The sequence below is a fragment of the Ochrobactrum sp. PL_is501 genome (assembly GCF_055816895.1).
This window is the reverse complement of the sequence record NZ_JBVPGR010000033.1, coordinates 279,505-296,439: the sequence shown is the minus strand read 5'-3', so window position 1 is coordinate 296,439 and position 16,935 is coordinate 279,505. Positions and strand designations below refer to the sequence as shown.

Sequence of the window (16,935 nt, the reverse complement as noted above, 5' to 3'; positions counted from 1 at the left end):
TTTATACGTGCATATCAGGCATGTTTGCCATGCAGGGGATCAATGACCGTCAAGGGAAGATCGACCTGCAATATTTCGAGCATGTGGCGAAAGCCGGAAACGGGATAGGTTTCGCTTTCCGTGACAAGGGCAATCGTTCGGCCCGCGCCGCCTGTGGTTTGCGGGAGCGCGGCGATCACATCGTCTGCCGGATCAAGAAACCGCCAGCCCGGACGCGCCTGCTCGAAGAATGATCTCAGCCATGGCAGGTGGGTGCTGGAAAGGGTCAGCGTGTCGACGAGCGGGTGGCTTGCGGCAATCTCGTCGCAAAATGCAGCGATCTTCTGTGCAGTTTCGTCCGGTTGCCGAAGAAAAGCGCCGTTTTCCACCAGTTCCACCATTGCAGACGCGTTGATCAAGGCAACGTCATCCGGTCTGTCGGCCTCGGCCCGGACAAAGCGCGCAAGCTCTTCGCTCTCGATCATCGAGCGCACGCCCATGACCGCGACCTTGCCGCTGCGGCTTTTGTCGAGCGCGGCCCGAACCGGCGGCGCCACGCCGTAAACCGGCACCGGAAACTCGCTTTTCAGCGTGTCGAGGACCATGACCGAGGGTGCATTGGAAGCAAGCACGATCATTTGCGCGCCAAGGCCGGTCAGATAGTGGATCGTATGACGCATGATCGAAAGCAGCTCATCGCGGCTTTTGGCGCCATAAGGAAAACTGGCACGGTCGGCGAAATAGATGATGTCGCGCTGCGGCTGGCTGCGCCGGATCAATTCGACCAGAGCGTAACTGCCGATGCCTGCATCGAAAACGGCCACCGGATCATCGAGATCACCGATGGCAGCGGTTCCGTGCTTCAGCATTCTTCGCCAAACTTGTCGGCGATGAGCGCCTGGAGCGCATCGAGCACCGCATCGGCCTGTTCGCCGGAAGCGCTCACATCGATGCAGCAGCCCGGCGATGCAGCGAGCATCATCAGGCCCATGATCGACGTGCCACCCACCGTCATGCCGTCCTTGCTGACGCGGACATGCGCGTTATAGCCATCGACCAGCTGCACGAACTTGGCCGAAGCGCGGGCGTGAAGGCCGCGCTTGTTGACGATCTCGAAGGATCGGGAAATTGCAGTTTCGGGTTCGTATTCGCCGGTGACGGGCACGCTGGAATGCATGAATTATTTTCCTGTCAGCACCTGGCTCGCAACGTTGATATATTTGCGCCCCGCATCCTGCGCCTCGCGCAGGGCTGTCTTGATGTCGCCCCCGATGCGCACGCTCGACAGCTTGATCAGCATCGGCAGGTTGACACCTGCGATGACTTCGACCTTGCCTTCCTTCATGACGGAAATGGCGAGATTGGACGGCGTACCGCCGAACATATCGGTCAGAATAATGACCCCGCCGCCATTGTCGGCGCGCTCGACCGCGTCAACGATATCCCGCCGACGCTGTTCCATATCGTCTTCGGCACCGATGCACACGGTCTCGAAATTGTCCTGCGGCCCGACTACATGCTCGACAGCATGCAAAAACTCTTCGGCCAATCTTCCGTGCGTGACAAGCACGAGTCCGATCATACTATAAAAGCTCCCGTCGCGTGCCCGCCGCATCACCCCGCCAGAGTGTCAGATGGCACTGAAACCACGCCGGAAAAACGCCGGCGAGTTGTGCATCTTGGCAGCGCAAATCTTGATAGCAAGTGAAAAATTCCCACGCTGCCATGAAAAAAGCAAAATGCCGCAGTGTCGCGAAATATTAATCGATTCGTAACGAAGCCCGTTTCAGCCTTCGTCCGAAGGCCATTTTTCGTAGAACAAACTGGCCTCGATTGCCCGCGAAAGTGCGTTGGAATCGCCATTCGACGACAAAGCGGGCAAAAGCAGCAGGGGCAGCGAAACGCCCTCGAACTCCCAGGCCTCGCCGCTTGGATAGCGTTCGGCCTCGTCACGATCCACAAGCCGGACGACGAGATAAAGCGGCGCCGCCTCCGCGAAAGCAACCTTGAAAAGCCCCGCGCCGCGAATCTCCACGCCACCCGCAAGCGCTGCGGGAACACTGGCGACCAGCCTTCCGCTTTCCACATGCAGCAATGTGCGGTCGTCCGCGACCAGCGAAGCGGCCTCGCCGCGAAGGAGGGCCCTTTCCACCAGCGTCAATGCAAGCTCGGTCTTGCCCGCGCCGGAGCGCCCCATGATCATGACGCCACGGCCCCGCACCTGAAGCGTCGTCGCGTGCAATCCGCTTTTTTCCTCTTCGGGCGTCATGCGCTTGCAGGCAGGTCGACAATGAAACGCGCGCCCTTGAACTGGTCAGGCCTTGCCGGGTCGACAATGTTTTCTGCCGTCAGCGTGCCGCCATGGGCTTCGATGATCTGGCGGCTGATCGAAAGGCCGAGGCCGGAATTCTGGCCGAAAGCCTCCGAAGTCGGACGATCCGTATAGAAACGCTCGAAGATGCGTTCAATATTCTCGATCGGAATACCCGGACCATTATCCTCGACAAGCACGCGCAGGCGGCTGCCTTCACCGGCAAGCGTCACCACGATGCGTCCCGTATCGTCAGGCACGAAAGACCGGGCATTTTCAATCAGATTGCTCACCACCTGACCGAGACGCAGATCGTGACCGGCGACATAAAAACCCTTCTTTCCGGCGGGAAGCTTGCCGGTATCGAAGACGATTTCGGTGCCGACCTTGTTGCGGCGCACTTCGCGCGCCGCCGTGACCAGATTGGTGAGAAGCGTCTTCATATCGACACGGTCGATATGTTCGCGCGCCAGTTCCGCATCCAGACGCGACGCATCGGAAATATCGGTAATCAGGCGATCCAGTCGGCGCACGTCGTGCTGGATGATGTCGAGCAGGCGCTTGCGCGATTCATCGGTCTTGGCGAGCGGCAGGGTTTCCACGGCGCTGCGCAGCGAGGTGAGGGGGTTCTTCAACTCGTGGCTGACATCGGCGGCAAAGCTCTCGATGGCCTCGATACGGGTATAGAGCGAATCGGTCATCTCGCGAATGGATGTGGAAAGATGGCCGACCTCATCCTGACGTTCGGAGAAATCGGGAATTTCCACGCGGCTTTTCACGCCATGGCGAACACGGTCGGCGGCGGCGGAAAGCTTGCGCAGCGGGCTTGCAATCGTCGAAGCGAGGAAGAGCGACAGGATGACCATGACCAGCGACACGACGCCGAACACGCGGAAAACCGCCATGCGTTCGGCCTGCACGATCTTGTCGATATCGTCGCCTTCGGTGGAGAGCAGGAGCACGCCCAAAATTGCGCGCGAACGCTGGATCGGCACGGCCACAGAGACCACCAGCTCGCCCTTTTCATTGCGCCGCTGCGCTGTTTGCGGCGAACCGGCCAGCGCCTTGACGATTTCCGGATAGGCGAGGCCGTTACCGCCCGGCTGTTCCTGATAGACCGGCAGGCCTCCACCGTAGAACAACTGCGAAATCCACGCTCCGGCGCGCTCCCAGATGGAAGGGGTCTCTTCCTCAATCGGCGGCAGGTCGTAGCGAAGCACCGGCCCTGCCGACGGGAAGCTCGGCGAATAGAGCGCGCGCGAATCGAGCAGCATATTGGCGTAGCGATCATAGATGCGCGCCCGCGTGCTTATCGGTGAAATCAGCCGGCGCAGCAGCGGAGAGACCTTTTCCGGGTTGATCGGAAATTCCCAGTTATCGGGCGAATCCGGCGAGGGCGTCAGGCTTTGCCCGGCCTGCAGTTCCAGAAGCTTTTCCGGATCGATCATCAGCGAATTGGTGTCGATGGTCGCGGAAGCCGAAATTGCGCCCGCGATGATCTTGCCCTGGGTGAGCAGGCTCTCGATCTTGGCATCGATCAGCCCCTCGCGGAACTGATTCATATAGAGAATGCCGGAAACAAGAACCGCCAGCGCCGCCAGATTGAGAAACAGGATGCGGCGCGTCAGGCTTGAGAACAGATATTGGCCGAGAAACTTGCGCAGGGGCGCGAAGAAGCGACGCCAGAACACCGAGCGCTGCCGCCGGGCCCTGCGTTCGCGCAAATCCGATTTCTGGCCGACAAGGCCGTCGTTCCGGGTTTCTGCGACCATGTCGCTCTGTCTGCTCTCATTAAGCTATCGCCAGACCTCACACGGACTGGCGATATGCAATTATCTATCAGGCCTCGCGGAAGCGATAGCCGACGCCATAAAGCGTTTCGATCATTTCGAAATCATCGTCAACCGCCTTGAACTTCTTGCGCAGGCGCTTGATATGGCTGTCGATCGTACGGTCGTCCACATAGACCTGCTCATCATAGGCCGCATCCATGAGGGCGTCACGGCTTTTCACGACGCCCGGGCGCTGTGCCAGCGAATGAAGAATCAGGAATTCGGTAACCGTCAGCGTGACCGGCTCGCCCTTCCAGGTGCAGGTGTGACGCTCCTGGTCCATGACCAGCTGGCCGCGCTCAAGCGATTTTGCCTGCTGCCCGGTCGGCTTGGCCGTGCCGTCGCGGGCGGCGACCCGGCGAAGAACCGCCTTGACGCGCTCGACCAGAAGACGCTGCGAGAACGGCTTGGTGATGAAATCGTCCGCGCCCATCTTGAGGCCGAAAAGCTCGTCGATCTCATCGTCCTTGGAGGTGAGAAAGATAACGGGAAGGTCGGATTTCTGGCGCAGGCGGCGCAGAAGCTCCATACCGTCCATGCGCGGCATCTTGATGTCGAAGATCGCAAGATTGGGCGGACGCGCCATCAGACCGTCCAGCGCGGATGCGCCATCGGTGTAGGTCTCAACCCGATAGCCTTCCGATTCCAGTGCGATGGACACGGAGGTCAGGATGTTGCGGTCGTCGTCGACCAGCGCAATTGTCTGCGTTGCCGAGGCTTCCTTCATGCGAACCTTTCTCCTTCAACTAAGCCAGCCGGAATGTCTGGCTGGTGGCGTCGTTCAGCCGCCAAAAGACTGGCAGACTGCCAATCGAGCGCGTGATTACGCATCGATACTATTATAATGCGCCTGCTTGTGCAGTACAAATTAGGTACAAAATGTGGCGGCGCCAGAAGAAGCCGTGAAACGCCGCCCACCGAATCGCGCTTTGGTTAATGCCGATAAGTCCATCATTCCCGGAATCGAATGGCTCATAACGCACAGGTTAACCGATTTAAAAAAATTTCAAAAATTTTAAATCGATTAAATATTTGAATTGCCACGATTAATCTGTTTCTGACTGCCATCCTCTGTTTTGCGTTCAATCTGGAGACGCGAAATGAGACCGATCAATTGTCAAACCACGGCGGAGACATCATGAGAGAGACCGGCATTCACAACACGGCCGCTTCCATTGCCACTTCAGGACTGAAGGAACTCTCCGCAGTCTTTTACAATCTCGGGCCGGCCCGGCTTTATGAGGAAACCGTCCGCCGGGGCGAAGCCGAACTGTCGGCGCAAGGCGCGCTCGTCGCGCGCACTGGCCAGCACACGGGCCGCTCGCCGAAAGACAAGTTCGTCGTGCGCGACGCCGACACCGAAGCGCATGTCTGGTGGGACAACAACAAGCCGATGAGCCGCGAGGCCTTCGACCTGCTTCATGCCGATTTCATCGAGCATGCGAAAGGCAAGGAGCTTTTCGTGCAGGATCTGATCGGCGGCGCCGACGCCGACAACAAGATCAATGCCCGCGTCATCACCGAATATGCCTGGCATTCGCTGTTCATCCGCAATCTGCTGATCCGTCCGGAACAGGAAGCACTGGCTTCCTATGTACCGGAAATGACGATCATCGACCTGCCATCCTTCAAGGCCGATCCGGAACGCTATGGCGTGCGCACCGAAACGGTGATCGCCGTTGATCTGACCCGCAAGATCGTGCTGATCGGCGGCACCTCCTATGCCGGTGAGATGAAGAAGTCGGTCTTCACCGCGCTCAACTACATCCTGCCTGCCAAGGGCGTGATGCCGATGCACTGCTCGGCCAATGAAGGCCCGAACGGCGACACCGCCGTTTTCTTCGGCCTGTCCGGCACCGGCAAGACCACGCTTTCCGCCGATCCGACCCGCACGCTGATCGGCGATGACGAGCATGGCTGGGGCGAACATGGCATCTTCAACTTCGAAGGCGGCTGCTATGCCAAGACCATCCGCCTGTCCGCCGAAGCGGAGCCGGAAATCTACGCAACCACGCAGCGTTTCGGCACGGTGCTGGAAAATGTCGTTCTCGACGAACATCGCCAGCCGGATTTCGACGATGGCTCGCTGACGGAAAACACCCGTTGCGCCTATCCGCTCGACTTCATCCCGAACGCGTCGAAAACGGGGAAGGGCGGCCAGCCGAAGAACATCATCATGCTCACCGCCGATGCTTTCGGCGTGATGCCTCCGATTGCCAAGCTGACGCCTGCACAGGCCATGTACCACTTCCTGTCCGGCTACACGGCCAAGGTCGCCGGTACCGAAAAGGGCGTGACCGAACCGGAAGCGACCTTCTCGACCTGCTTCGGCGCACCGTTCATGCCGCGCCATCCATCGGAATACGGCAACCTGCTGCGCAAGCTGATCGCCGAGCACAAGGTCGATTGCTGGCTGGTCAATACCGGCTGGACCGGTGGCGCCTATGGCACCGGCAAGCGCATGCCGATCAAGGCAACCCGCGCTCTGCTCGCAGCCGCGCTCGACGGTTCGTTGAACAATGCCGAATTCCGCATCGATCCGAATTTCGGCTTTGCGGTTCCGGTCGAAGTACCGGGCGTGGACACGTCGATCCTCGATCCGCGTTCGACCTGGGCCGACAAGGCCGCCTATGACGCGCAGGCCAAGAAGCTTGTCGACATGTTCGTCACGAATTTCGAGAAGTTCGAAAGCCATGTCGATCACGAGGTCAAGGACGCGGCTCCGTCGATCCGCATCGCCGCGGAATAGCTTTTTCTACGCATGTCTTTATCCAAAAACCGGTTCCCACTTTTTGGAGACATGCTTCTACCATCCTGAGGAGGAGGGAGAGCCCGGCTGAAAGGCCGGGTTTTTCTTTTGTATAAGGGATACAAAGCGGTATATCTCCTTGCCATGGAAGAGAACCGGAACATCATCCGCATCAACAATCGCCTGTCGATCCGTGAAGACGATCTGGAGGAAAGCTTTATCCGTGCCTCCGGTCCCGGCGGTCAGAACGTCAACAAGGTTTCCACTGCCGTACAACTGCGCTTTCATGCGGCACAGTCGGGCCTGCCGGAAGACATCCTGTCGCGGCTGTTCAAGCTAGCGGGGCAGAAGGGCACCAAGGACGGCGATATCCTGATCGAGGCCAATCGTTTCCGCACTCAGGAGCGCAACCGCGAAGACGCGCGCGAGCGGCTGATCGCGCTTGTCGCCAAGGCCGCCGAACCGCCACCGCCGCCGCGCAAGAAAACCAAGCCGACAAAAGGCTCCATCGAACGTCGCCTCAAGGCAAAATCCGGCCGGTCCGACATCAAGAAGGGCAGGGGAAAGGTTTCTTTCGATTAGAGTTTGTCAGGGAAAAGTGGAACCCGGTTTTCCCGAAAAGACAAACGAAAACAAAAGAACCTAGAGTCTGTCCGGCAGATAGATATCTGCCGCCATATAGGTGACGGCCTTGCCCGCGAGCAGAACGCGGTCGCCCTTCAGTTCGCACAGCAATTCTCCGCCGCGCTCCGACGCCTGGTAAGCGTGTAGCCGGTTCTTTCCCAGTTTGCCGCTCCAGTAGGGGACGAGCGTGGCATGGATCGATCCCGTGACCGGGTCTTCGGGAATGCCCGCGCCGGGCGCAAAATAGCGCGAGACGAAATCGTACATCGTGCCTTTCGCCGTGACGACCAGACCGACAGGACCCAGTTTGGCGATCTGCGCCAGATCGGGAACAAAGGCACGCACGGAGGCATCGTCCGCAAGCTCGACAAAGATGTTCTCGAAATTGCGGAAGAACCGGCTCCCGTCCAGGCGGTCGAAAAGCGGGGCAATGCAGGCCGGCAGTTCCACCAGAGGCTGCGGGTCGAAACACGGAATGTCGAGGACGTAACCGTCCGCCGAACGGGAAACCCGGATCGTTCCGACGCGGGTTTCAAACGCCATTTCTCCTTCGGCGCCATAATGCGCGGCAAGGACATGCGCCGTTGCCAGCGTGGCATGGCCGCAGAAATCGACTTCCGTCGTCGGCGTGAACCAGCGCAGGTGCCAGCTGTCGCCGGTGCGACGGGCAAAAGCCGTTTCCGCCAGATTGTTCTCACTGGCGATGGCCTGCATGAGATCGTCGGAGAGCCACGCATCGAGAATGAGAACGGCGGCCGGATTGCCACCGAACAGGCGGTCGGTGAAGGCATCGACCTGATACATACGCAGCGCCTGCAGCATAGCGGCTCCTATATTTTCCTGAGCGCCACTTCCTCAATCAGATGATCGCTGCCCTTGCGCAGGATCAGATCGGCGCGCGGGCGCGTCGGCAGGATATTATCCTTGAGGTTCTTCAGGTTGATGTTGTTCCAAAGCCCTTCGCCGATCGAACGCGCCGCGTCTTCGGAAAGCTGCGAATAACGATGGAAGAAGGATTCCGGATTGACGAAGGCGGTCTCCCGCAGCCGCATGAAGCGGTCGATATACCATTTGTGGATCAGTTCCGATTCCGCATCGATATAGATGGAGAAGTCGAAGAAATCCGACACGAAGGGCACCATCTTGCCGTCTTCCGGCAGATCGCGCACCTGCAGCACGTTGATGCCTTCGAAGATCAGAATATCCGGCTTGTCGACGATCTGATATTCGCCCGGCAACACGTCGTAGCTCAAGTGCGAATAGAGCGGCGCGCGCACCTGGCTCATGCCAGCCTTGATCGCCGACAGGAAGCGCAGGACCGCGCCGACATCGTAGCTTTCGGGAAAGCCCTTGCGCTCCATCATGTTCTGCTCGCGCAGAACCGCATTGGGATAGAGAAACCCATCGGTCGTCACGAGATCGACCTTGGGGCTTGATGGCCAGCGGGCAAGCAGTTCTTTGAGGATACGTGCGGTCGTGGATTTTCCCACCGCGACCGAGCCGGCGATGCCGATGATGAAAGGCGTCTTGAACGACTCCTCCATGTTGAGGAACTGCTTGCGCTGCTCGAACAGGAGCTGGCTTGCCTCCACATGCGCCGACAGCAATCGCGACAGCGACAGATAGATGCGCCGCACCTCATCGAGATCGATGGGGTCGCCGAGCGAACGCAGCCGCTTGACCTCGTCATAAGTCAAGGTAAGCGGCGTATCGGCGCGGAAGCCCGCCCATTCCTCAGCCGAGAAGAAACGGTAAGGCGAGTAACGCGACGGCGTTAGCTGGTCCACTTTTTCCCACATATTGTCGCTGCTCTCCCTCAACGCCAATTCTGCACTAACAGCTTCCGGTCCAATTTGCATTTAGGCTTTCGGACGACCGGCTTTTTCCTCAAGGCCGGTCTGCGCCGTGCGGCGTTGCAGCTCTTGAAGAACCTCATCGAGCGGCACGTCGGCAACCTTGAGAACCACAAGCAGGTGATAAAGCAGATCAGCGCTTTCGGTGATCACTTCCGCGCGATTGCCTTCAATGGCGGCAATGACCGTTTCCACGGCTTCCTCGCCCAGCTTTTTCGCCGCGCGCGACTGCCCCTTTGCCACCAGACTTGCCGTATAGGACGAGCCGTCCGTCACGCTGGCACGCTCCGCGACGATCCGTTCAAGGTCGGAAAGAGTGAAATCGGTCATCGGATTTCCCTAAATATTGTTCTAGAGCGGCTCCCGTTTAAATGGAAACGTTAGAACCGCTCTATCTGTCTGTTTTTACGCATTATCCGACGCAAAACCGCTTCGCACTTTTGCTGGAAATGCTCTAGTGGACCGGATCGAGCCGCATTGGAATGCCCGCTTCGGCCATATAGCGCTTGGCCTCGCCAACCGTATAGGTGCCAAAGTGGAAGATGGAGGCGGCCAGCACCGCCGTCGCGTGACCGTCGCGAATGCCCGCGACCATGTGGTCGAGATTTCCGACACCGCCCGAAGCGATTACCGGAACGCGCACGCTGTCAGCCACGGCGCGCGTCAGGGCCACATCGTAACCGGCCTTGGTTCCGTCGCGATCCATCGAGGTCAAAAGGATTTCGCCCGCACCGAGGCCCACCACCTTTTGCGCGAACTCCACCGCATTGATGCCAGTCGCCTGGCGGCCGCCATGGGTGAAGATTTCCCAGCGATCGGCTTCGCCTCCGCCCGAAACCTTCTTGGCGTCGATGGCAACCACGATGCACTGATCGCCAAACTTGTCGGCAGCTTCGGCGACGAATTCCGGGTTCTTCACCGCAGCCGTGTTGATGGCCACCTTGTCGGCACCCGCCAGCAGAAGCTTGCGAATATCGGCAACCTGCCGCACGCCGCCGCCAACGGTGAGCGGCATGAAGCACTGTTCGGCCGTTCGCGCCACCACATCGAAAATTGTCTCGCGATTGTCCGAGGACGCCGTGATGTCGAGGAAGCACAATTCGTCTGCGCCCGCCGCATCATAAGCGCGGGCGGCTTCCACCGGATCACCCGCATCGATCAGGTCGACGAAATTGACGCCCTTGACGACGCGTCCGTCTTTGACGTCGAGACAGGGAATTACGCGTGCCTTGAGTGTCATACCGTTGTTCCCTCATCTGCGCGTCCTCGCCGCTGTGCGGCTGCGGACGACGACGCTGCCCCCAACAGGGATAATGCTTCCGCCGGATCGATGCGGCCATCGTAAAGCGCACGTCCCGAAATCGCACCTTCCAGTTTCGCGGCATCCGGTGCGGCAAGGCGGCGAATATCGTCCATCGAGGCAAGACCACCCGAAGCGATCACCGGGATGGAAACAGCTTCGGCTAGCGCCAGCGTCGAATCCCAGTTGATTCCAGCCAGCACGCCGTCACGGTCGATATCGGTATAGATAATGGCGGCAACGCCTGCGCCCTCGAATTTTTTCGCGAGTTCGATTACGCCCAGTTCCGATGCTTCGGCCCAGCCTTCGACAGCAACCTTGCCGCCCTTGGCGTCGATGCCAACGGCAACCTGTCCCGGAAATTCCTTGCAGGCCTCGATCACCAGCGCCGGATCGCGCACGGCGACCGTGCCGAGAATGACGCGGCGCAGCCCCTTGGAAAGCCAGTTCTCGATATGCTGTAGCGTGCGGATGCCGCCACCGAGCTGCACCGGATTTTTCGTGGCTTTCAGGATCGCTTCAACGGCCTTGCCGTTGACGCTTTCGCCAGCAAAAGCGCCATTGAGATCAACCACATGCAGCCACTCAAAACCCTGATCCTCGAAGGTCTTGGCCTGCGCTGCCGGGTCTTCATTATAGACGGTGGCCTGATCCATGTCGCCGAGCTTCAGGCGCACGCATTGACCGTCTTTCAAATCGATGGCGGGAAATAGGATCATAATCTCAGGGCTTCCATTTCAGGAAATTGGCAATGAGCGAAAGGCCGAGCAGCTGGCTCTTTTCCGGGTGGAACTGCGTTCCGACCATATTGTCGCGACCGACCGTTGCGGTGACATCGCCGCCGTAATCGGTCACAGCCAGCACATCAGCCTTGTTCTTCGCGTCGAACATATAGGAATGCACGAAATAGGCATGCAAGCCGGTCTCGCCGGTCTCGATCCCGTCGAAGACCGGGTGAGAATGTTTCACGTGAATCCTGTTCCAGCCAATCTGCGGAATTTTGAGCGTCGGGTCGGATGGCGTCATTTCACGCACGTCGCCGGCAATCCAGCCAAGACCTTGCGTGATTTCCTTTTCAAGCCCGCGCTCGGACATGAGCTGCATGCCGACGCAGATGCCAAGGAAAGGGTGCGCCTTTTTCAAAACCACATCTTCCAGCGCTTCCACCATGCCCGGAACGGCATGGAGGCCGCGGCGGCAATCGGCATAGGCGCCAACGCCGGGAAGCACGATGCGGTCAGCCTTCGCCACGCGGTCGGCATCCGCCGTCAGGTCGATTTCCGCCGCGATACCGCTCTCATGCGCGGCACGCTCAAAAGCCTTGGTGGCCGAGCGCAGATTGCCGGAGCCGTAATCGATGATTGCAACACGCATTTTCAGTTTTCTCCGCGATGACCCACGAATCCGATCGTTGAGCCAAATGAGGAATAGATCGGACGAGGGGTACCCTGAGTCCAGTCGGGGGCAGGCTGGCCCGCAAGCGGTGCGGCTGGCTTGCCCGCATCTTCGAGGCCGTGGAAATAGCGGATTTCCGCTTCTTCCAGATCGGACGCGTCTATGACCGCCTTTTCGACAAAACCCTGACGCCTGAGCTTGGCGATCTTCCAGTTGACGCCTTCCAGCGCGACAAAGAGCGACATGAACAGGGTTAGAAGAGGCACCGCACCGTCAATGCCGAAGTGGGTCGCAACGAGACCAAGCAGGATCGTGACGCCCAACACAGCGAAGGCTTCGAACCAGAGACGCTGCGCCAGCAGCCAGACGAAGGGCAACAGCAGTCCCAGCACATGGAATCCGTCGCGCACGAACACGGTTTGCTCAAGGCTTTTTTGCATCGCAGTTCCAGACGGAAAACCCGTTCCCACTTTTCCGGGAATTGCTTGAGTATCTTCCGGTTCAAGAACGACGAATTGCGCCATCACTCAGCCTTTCAGCGAGCCCTTGGTGGAGGGGATTGCATCCTTCTGGCGCGGATCGGTTTCCAGCGCCGTGCGCAGAACCCGGGCCACCACCTTGAAGATCGACTCCGCAATATGGTGGTTGTTGGCGCCGTAATGATTGTTGATATGCAGCGTGATGCCCGCATTCATCGAGAAAGCCTGAAAGAACTCACGCACCAGTTCGGTGTCGAACGTGCCGATCTTGGCCGTGGTGAAATTGACGTTCCAGACCAGAAAGGCGCGTCCCGACACGTCGACCGCAGCGCCGGTCAGCGTATCGTCCATGGCGAGGTCCATCGAGGCATAGCGCACGATGCCGCGGCGTTCGCCCAAGGCCTTGGCAATGGCCTGACCGAGCGCAATGCCGGTATCCTCGACCGTGTGGTGATCATCGATATGCAGATCGCCCTTGGCCATCACGCGCATATCGATCAGCGAATGTCGGGAAAGCTGCTCCAGCATATGATCGAAGAAGCCGACGCCAGTGGTGATGTCGAACTTGCCGACGCCATCCAGATCGACTGAAACGGCAATGCTCGTTTCCTTCGTGGAGCGTTCGATGCTTGCCTTGCGGGTGCTTTCAGCAGTCATAAGCTTTCCTCATCCTATAGCTTGGAGGCGTTCTAGAACAGCTTGCCCACTTTGCCAATTCCTTTTGCCGGTTTGCCATTTGCAATTCGGCAACGCCTTCTTAAATAATCAGATCGAAATGCGTATAACCGCATAGCAAGGGACCTGTGTTTTCGCCGTCCGGGAATACACAGCTCGCCAAAGGAGCATCCATGATCGACCACAATCCCACAACCATATACGGCACCACGATCGTCACCGTGCGCAAGGGCGGCAAGGTCGTCATTGCCGGCGACGGACAGGTTTCGCTGGGCAATACCGTCATGAAGGGCAATGCGCGTAAAGTGCGCCGCATCGGCAAGGGCAATGTGATTGCCGGTTTTGCCGGGGCCACCGCCGACGCCTTCACCCTGCTGGAACGCCTCGAAGCCAAGCTCGAACAATATCCCGATCAGCTCATGCGCGCTTCGGTCGAACTTGCCAAGGACTGGCGTACCGACCGCTACTTGCGCAAGCTGGAAGCCATGATGCTGGTTGCCGACAGCAAGGTGACGCTGGCGCTGACCGGCACCGGCGACGTGCTTGAACCCGAACATGGCGTTATGGCCATCGGTTCGGGCGGCAATTATGCGCTGGCCGCCGCCCGCGCGCTGATCGACACCGACAAGTCAGCCGAGGAAATCGCCCGCAAGGCGATGGAGATCGCCGCCGATATCTGCATCTACACCAACCACAATATCCTCGTGGAAAGCCTGGACGCAGAATGAGCTCGCTGGCGCAGGCCTCAAAACCGAATGCGCAACGCTGGGGTCTGGGCGCCCTGATCGTTCTCGCCATCGTCGCGGTACAAGCCTTCTGGCTCTATCTCGACGGGCGGATCGCCATGTGCGAATGCGGAACCATAAAATTATGGTCGGGTTCGCTGATGTCCGAAAACTCACAGCATATATCCGACTGGTATACGCTGTCGCACATCATCCATGGCTTTCTGTTCTACTGGCTGTTCACGGTCATCGCACCCAAAGCCCCGCTCGGCTTGAGGCTTGCGGCTGCGGTCGGCATCGAAGCCGTTTGGGAACTGATCGAGAATTCGAATTTCATCATCGAACGCTATCGCGCCAATACGTCCTCGGTGGACTATTTCGGCGACAGCATCGTGAATTCGGTTGCCGATACGGTTGCCGCTGCTCTTGGCTTTTTGCTCGCAGCCAGACTGCCAACGAAAATAACCGTCGCCATCGCGCTGTTCTTTGAAATTCTGGCGCTGATCGTCATCCGCGACAATCTTACGCTCAACGTGATCATGCTGCTGCATCCGTTCGAGTTCATCAAGCAGTGGCAAAGTGGGTTATAATCATGAGTAACTTCTCCCCCCGTGAAATCGTTTCGGAACTCGACCGTTTCATCATCGGCCAGAACGACGCCAAGCGCGCCGTCGCCATTGCGCTGCGCAACCGCTGGCGCCGCCAGCAGCTCGAAGGCCAGATGCGCGAAGAGGTGATGCCGAAGAACATCCTGATGATCGGACCGACCGGCGTCGGCAAGACGGAAATTTCCCGCCGTCTCGCCAAGCTCGCCGGTGCGCCTTTCGTCAAGGTGGAAGCGACCAAGTTCACCGAAGTCGGCTATGTGGGCCGCGACGTCGAGCAGATCGTCCGCGATCTGGTTGAGGTTGCCATCACGCTGGTGCGCGAAAAGCGCCGCGAGGACGTGAAGGCCAAGGCGCATCTCAATGCGGAGGAACGCGTGCTGGATGCGCTGGTCGGCAAGACGGCGAGCCCCGCAACCCGCGACAGCTTCCGCAAGAAGCTGCGCAATAACGAGCTGGACGACAAGGAAATCGAAATCGAGGTCGCCGATACCGGCTCCGGCCCGAGCTTCGAGATTCCGGGCATGCCGGGCGCCAATATCGGCGTCATGAACCTGTCGGACATGCTGGGCAAGGCGATGGGCGGGCGCACCAAGACGCGCAAGACCACGGTGCAGGATTCCTATGCGATCCTGATCAACGACGAATCCGACAAGCTTCTGGATCAGGACCAGATCGTGCAGGAAGCGCTTCGCGTCACCGAAGACGAGGGCATCGTGTTCATCGACGAGATCGACAAGATCGCATCGCGGGAAGGCGGCATGGGTGCAGGCGTGTCGCGTGAAGGCGTGCAGCGCGATCTCCTGCCGCTGGTTGAAGGCACGACGGTTGCGACCAAATACGGGCCGGTCAAGACCGACCACGTGCTGTTCATCGCATCCGGCGCGTTCCACGTCTCCAAGCCGTCCGATCTCCTGCCGGAGCTTCAGGGCCGTCTGCCGATCCGCGTGGAACTCAATGCGCTGACGCGTGAGGACTTCCGCCGCATCCTGACGGAGACCGAAGCAAGCCTGATCAAGCAGTATATCGCCCTGATGGCGACGGAAGAGGTGAAGCTCGAAATCACCGATGACGCCATTGACGCTCTGGCCGATATCGCCGTCGATCTGAATGCAACGGTTGAAAACATCGGCGCGCGCCGCCTGCAAACGGTGATGGAACGGGTTCTGGACGAAATCTCGTTCACCGCTCCCGACAAGACCGGCGCGGTCTTCACCATCGATGCAGCCTATGTGAAGGACAAGATCGGCGGTCTTGCCAAGAACACCGATCTGTCGCGCTTCATTCTCTGATGAAGACGCCTGTAAGTGACCGGAAAGCCACGGCTTCCGGCCACTTGTCAAGGAATGCGCAAAAACCCCTCGACTTGCATCGGGGGGTTTTCTATTTTCCGGCCAATTTACCAGATCTTCACCATATTGGGGCCGTTTCCGCACAATGACCAGATCACTGAACCGCTTTGCTGGCCTTTGCCTCGCCTTCATTGTAGCCAGCCAGAGCGCGCAAGCGGCGACACTCGTCCCTCCCGGCAATCGCAATGCGGAACAGCCGCCGATCCCCGGCGCATCCGCCAAGCGCACGCGTGAACTGAGCACGACCTACGAGAAGAAGTATCAGAAGATCTACGGCCTCCTGAAAAAGGATGCTGCGCTGCGCTCCAAGATCCGGTCAACGGCGGCAGCCTATGGCATCGATCCCATTCATATTGTCGGCGCGATCGTCGGCGAGCATACCTATAATGTCGACGTCTATGACCGGCTGCAGACCTATTACGTCAAGGCCATGTCCTATGTGAATCAGGGCGTGAGCTTCGGCTATAATGGCGAGAGCATCGGCCAGTTCATCAAGCGGCCTGAATTTGCCGACTGCCTGAAGCACAAGGACAGCTATTCGCTGTGGTCCTGCCGGGAAAATATCTGGAACAAGAATTTCCGCGGCAAGTCGGTCGGCGGCAACGCCTATCCCAACAATCGTTTCAGCGCGGTGTTCTTCCAGCCTTTCTATGCGGGCCAGACATTCGGCCTTGGCCAGATCAACCCGCTGACGGCCTTGCAGATGTCGGACATGGTGAACCGCGTTTCCGGCCTACCCAAGCTCAACGCCGAAGACGGCAATGTGGTCTACAAGACGATCATGGACCCCGACCTGACACTACCATACATCGCGGCAACGCTGAAACAGTCGATCAACTCCTACCGGCAGATCGCCGATTTCGACATTTCGAAGAATCCGGGCCTCACCGCCACGCTCTACAATACCGGCGGTGCGGAAGCGCGCGCGCGGGCACTGGCCAACGAAAATGCCAGGCGAAAGGCAGACGGTCAGACTCCGGTGCTGCCGCAAGAAAATTACTATGGCTGGCTGGTCAATTCGAAGCTCGATGAATTGAAAGCGCTGTTCTGATCGCA

20 protein-coding genes are annotated in these 16,935 nt (G+C 58.9%); 6 read left to right on the top strand and 14 right to left on the bottom strand.

What is annotated here, in order from left to right; all coding sequences use genetic code 11:
• Nucleotides 1-14: 14 nt before the first annotated feature.
• The 6 genes from AC0TOF_RS09830 to AC0TOF_RS09805 form a co-directional block, all read right to left on the bottom strand.
• Nucleotides 15-848, bottom strand: coding sequence for a glutamate racemase (locus tag AC0TOF_RS09830; protein ID WP_473768084.1), 834 nt, complete (start codon nt 846-848; stop codon nt 15-17).
• The gene (locus tag AC0TOF_RS09825) at nt 842-1,156 is read right to left on the bottom strand and encodes an HPr family phosphocarrier protein (protein WP_473768083.1); all 315 of its coding nucleotides are present in this window, start codon (nt 1,154-1,156) and stop codon (nt 842-844) included. The genes AC0TOF_RS09830 and AC0TOF_RS09825 overlap by 7 nt, the downstream gene beginning before the upstream one ends.
• A gap of 3 nt (nt 1,157-1,159) precedes the next feature.
• A complete protein-coding gene (locus AC0TOF_RS09820) occupies nt 1,160-1,561 on the bottom strand; it encodes a PTS sugar transporter subunit IIA (RefSeq protein ID WP_122002831.1) in 402 nt (133 codons plus the stop codon).
• A gap of 204 nt (nt 1,562-1,765) precedes the next feature.
• Nucleotides 1,766-2,248 carry an HPr kinase/phosphorylase gene (locus AC0TOF_RS09815; RefSeq protein ID WP_473768082.1) on the bottom strand — a complete coding sequence of 161 codons (483 nt, stop codon included), beginning with the start codon at nt 2,246-2,248 and terminating at the stop codon, nt 1,766-1,768.
• Nucleotides 2,245-4,062: a stimulus-sensing domain-containing protein gene (locus tag AC0TOF_RS09810; RefSeq protein WP_122002829.1), complete on the bottom strand. Its 1,818-nt coding sequence runs from the start codon at nt 4,060-4,062 to the stop codon at nt 2,245-2,247. The genes AC0TOF_RS09815 and AC0TOF_RS09810 overlap by 4 nt, the downstream gene beginning before the upstream one ends.
• A 67-nt stretch (nt 4,063-4,129) precedes the next feature.
• Nucleotides 4,130-4,849, bottom strand: coding sequence for a response regulator transcription factor (locus AC0TOF_RS09805; protein ID WP_006468074.1), 720 nt, complete (start codon nt 4,847-4,849; stop codon nt 4,130-4,132).
• A gap of 411 nt (nt 4,850-5,260) precedes the next feature.
• Between AC0TOF_RS09805 and AC0TOF_RS09800 the strand changes: the two genes are divergently transcribed.
• Both AC0TOF_RS09800 and arfB read left to right on the top strand, forming a co-directional pair.
• Nucleotides 5,261-6,871 (top strand): phosphoenolpyruvate carboxykinase, encoded by a 1,611-nt coding sequence (locus AC0TOF_RS09800; RefSeq protein WP_122002828.1) that lies wholly within the window; start codon nt 5,261-5,263, stop codon nt 6,869-6,871.
• 144 nt (nt 6,872-7,015) lie between these two features.
• Nucleotides 7,016-7,453, top strand: a complete 438-nt coding sequence (gene arfB, locus AC0TOF_RS09795) for an alternative ribosome rescue aminoacyl-tRNA hydrolase ArfB (RefSeq protein ID WP_122003109.1) — start codon at nt 7,016-7,018, stop codon at nt 7,451-7,453.
• A 60-nt stretch (nt 7,454-7,513) separates the two neighbouring features.
• On the opposite strand, the gene AC0TOF_RS09790 is transcribed toward arfB, so the two are convergent.
• The 8 genes from AC0TOF_RS09790 to hisB all read right to left on the bottom strand — a co-directional run bounded on the left by AC0TOF_RS09790 (nt 7,514) and on the right by hisB (nt 13,179).
• The gene (locus tag AC0TOF_RS09790; protein WP_473768081.1) at nt 7,514-8,317 is read right to left on the bottom strand and encodes a PhzF family phenazine biosynthesis protein; all 804 of its coding nucleotides are present in this window, start codon (nt 8,315-8,317) and stop codon (nt 7,514-7,516) included.
• A gap of 8 nt (nt 8,318-8,325) precedes the next feature.
• Nucleotides 8,326-9,294, bottom strand: coding sequence for a type I pantothenate kinase (coaA, locus tag AC0TOF_RS09785; RefSeq protein ID WP_121981221.1), 969 nt, complete (start codon nt 9,292-9,294; stop codon nt 8,326-8,328).
• 60 nt (nt 9,295-9,354) lie between these two features.
• Nucleotides 9,355-9,678 (bottom strand): phosphoribosyl-ATP diphosphatase, encoded by a 324-nt coding sequence (locus tag AC0TOF_RS09780; protein WP_122002826.1) that lies wholly within the window; start codon nt 9,676-9,678, stop codon nt 9,355-9,357.
• 124 nt (nt 9,679-9,802) lie between these two features.
• The gene (gene hisF, locus AC0TOF_RS09775) at nt 9,803-10,588 is read right to left on the bottom strand and encodes an imidazole glycerol phosphate synthase subunit HisF (RefSeq protein ID WP_473768080.1); all 786 of its coding nucleotides are present in this window, start codon (nt 10,586-10,588) and stop codon (nt 9,803-9,805) included.
• A complete protein-coding gene (gene hisA, locus AC0TOF_RS09770; protein WP_473768079.1) occupies nt 10,585-11,367 on the bottom strand; it encodes a 1-(5-phosphoribosyl)-5-[(5-phosphoribosylamino)methylideneamino]imidazole-4-carboxamide isomerase in 783 nt (260 codons plus the stop codon). Before hisA ends, hisF begins: the two co-directional genes overlap by 4 nt.
• A gap of 4 nt (nt 11,368-11,371) precedes the next feature.
• The gene (gene hisH, locus AC0TOF_RS09765) at nt 11,372-12,022 is read right to left on the bottom strand and encodes an imidazole glycerol phosphate synthase subunit HisH (RefSeq protein WP_473768078.1); all 651 of its coding nucleotides are present in this window, start codon (nt 12,020-12,022) and stop codon (nt 11,372-11,374) included.
• A gap of 2 nt (nt 12,023-12,024) precedes the next feature.
• Nucleotides 12,025-12,567, bottom strand: a complete 543-nt coding sequence (locus AC0TOF_RS09760; protein ID WP_473768077.1) for a DUF2628 domain-containing protein — start codon at nt 12,565-12,567, stop codon at nt 12,025-12,027.
• A gap of 3 nt (nt 12,568-12,570) precedes the next feature.
• Complete coding sequence (gene hisB / locus AC0TOF_RS09755; RefSeq protein ID WP_473768076.1) at nt 12,571-13,179, bottom strand: imidazoleglycerol-phosphate dehydratase HisB; 609 nt, start codon at nt 13,177-13,179, stop codon at nt 12,571-12,573.
• A gap of 191 nt (nt 13,180-13,370) precedes the next feature.
• Between hisB and hslV the strand changes: the two genes are divergently transcribed.
• The 4 genes from hslV to AC0TOF_RS09735 all read left to right on the top strand — a co-directional run bounded on the left by hslV (nt 13,371) and on the right by AC0TOF_RS09735 (nt 16,930).
• The gene (hslV, locus tag AC0TOF_RS09750) at nt 13,371-13,925 is read left to right on the top strand and encodes an ATP-dependent protease subunit HslV (protein WP_122002822.1); all 555 of its coding nucleotides are present in this window, start codon (nt 13,371-13,373) and stop codon (nt 13,923-13,925) included.
• The gene (locus AC0TOF_RS09745; RefSeq protein ID WP_122002821.1) at nt 13,922-14,512 is read left to right on the top strand and encodes a DUF2585 domain-containing protein; all 591 of its coding nucleotides are present in this window, start codon (nt 13,922-13,924) and stop codon (nt 14,510-14,512) included. The genes hslV and AC0TOF_RS09745 overlap by 4 nt, the downstream gene beginning before the upstream one ends.
• 2 nt (nt 14,513-14,514) lie before the next feature.
• The gene (hslU, locus tag AC0TOF_RS09740) at nt 14,515-15,819 is read left to right on the top strand and encodes an ATP-dependent protease ATPase subunit HslU (protein WP_122002820.1); all 1,305 of its coding nucleotides are present in this window, start codon (nt 14,515-14,517) and stop codon (nt 15,817-15,819) included.
• 145 nt (nt 15,820-15,964) lie between these two features.
• Nucleotides 15,965-16,930, top strand: coding sequence for a DUF1402 family protein (locus AC0TOF_RS09735; protein WP_473768075.1), 966 nt, complete (start codon nt 15,965-15,967; stop codon nt 16,928-16,930).
• The last annotated feature ends 5 nt before the right edge of the window (nt 16,931-16,935 follow it).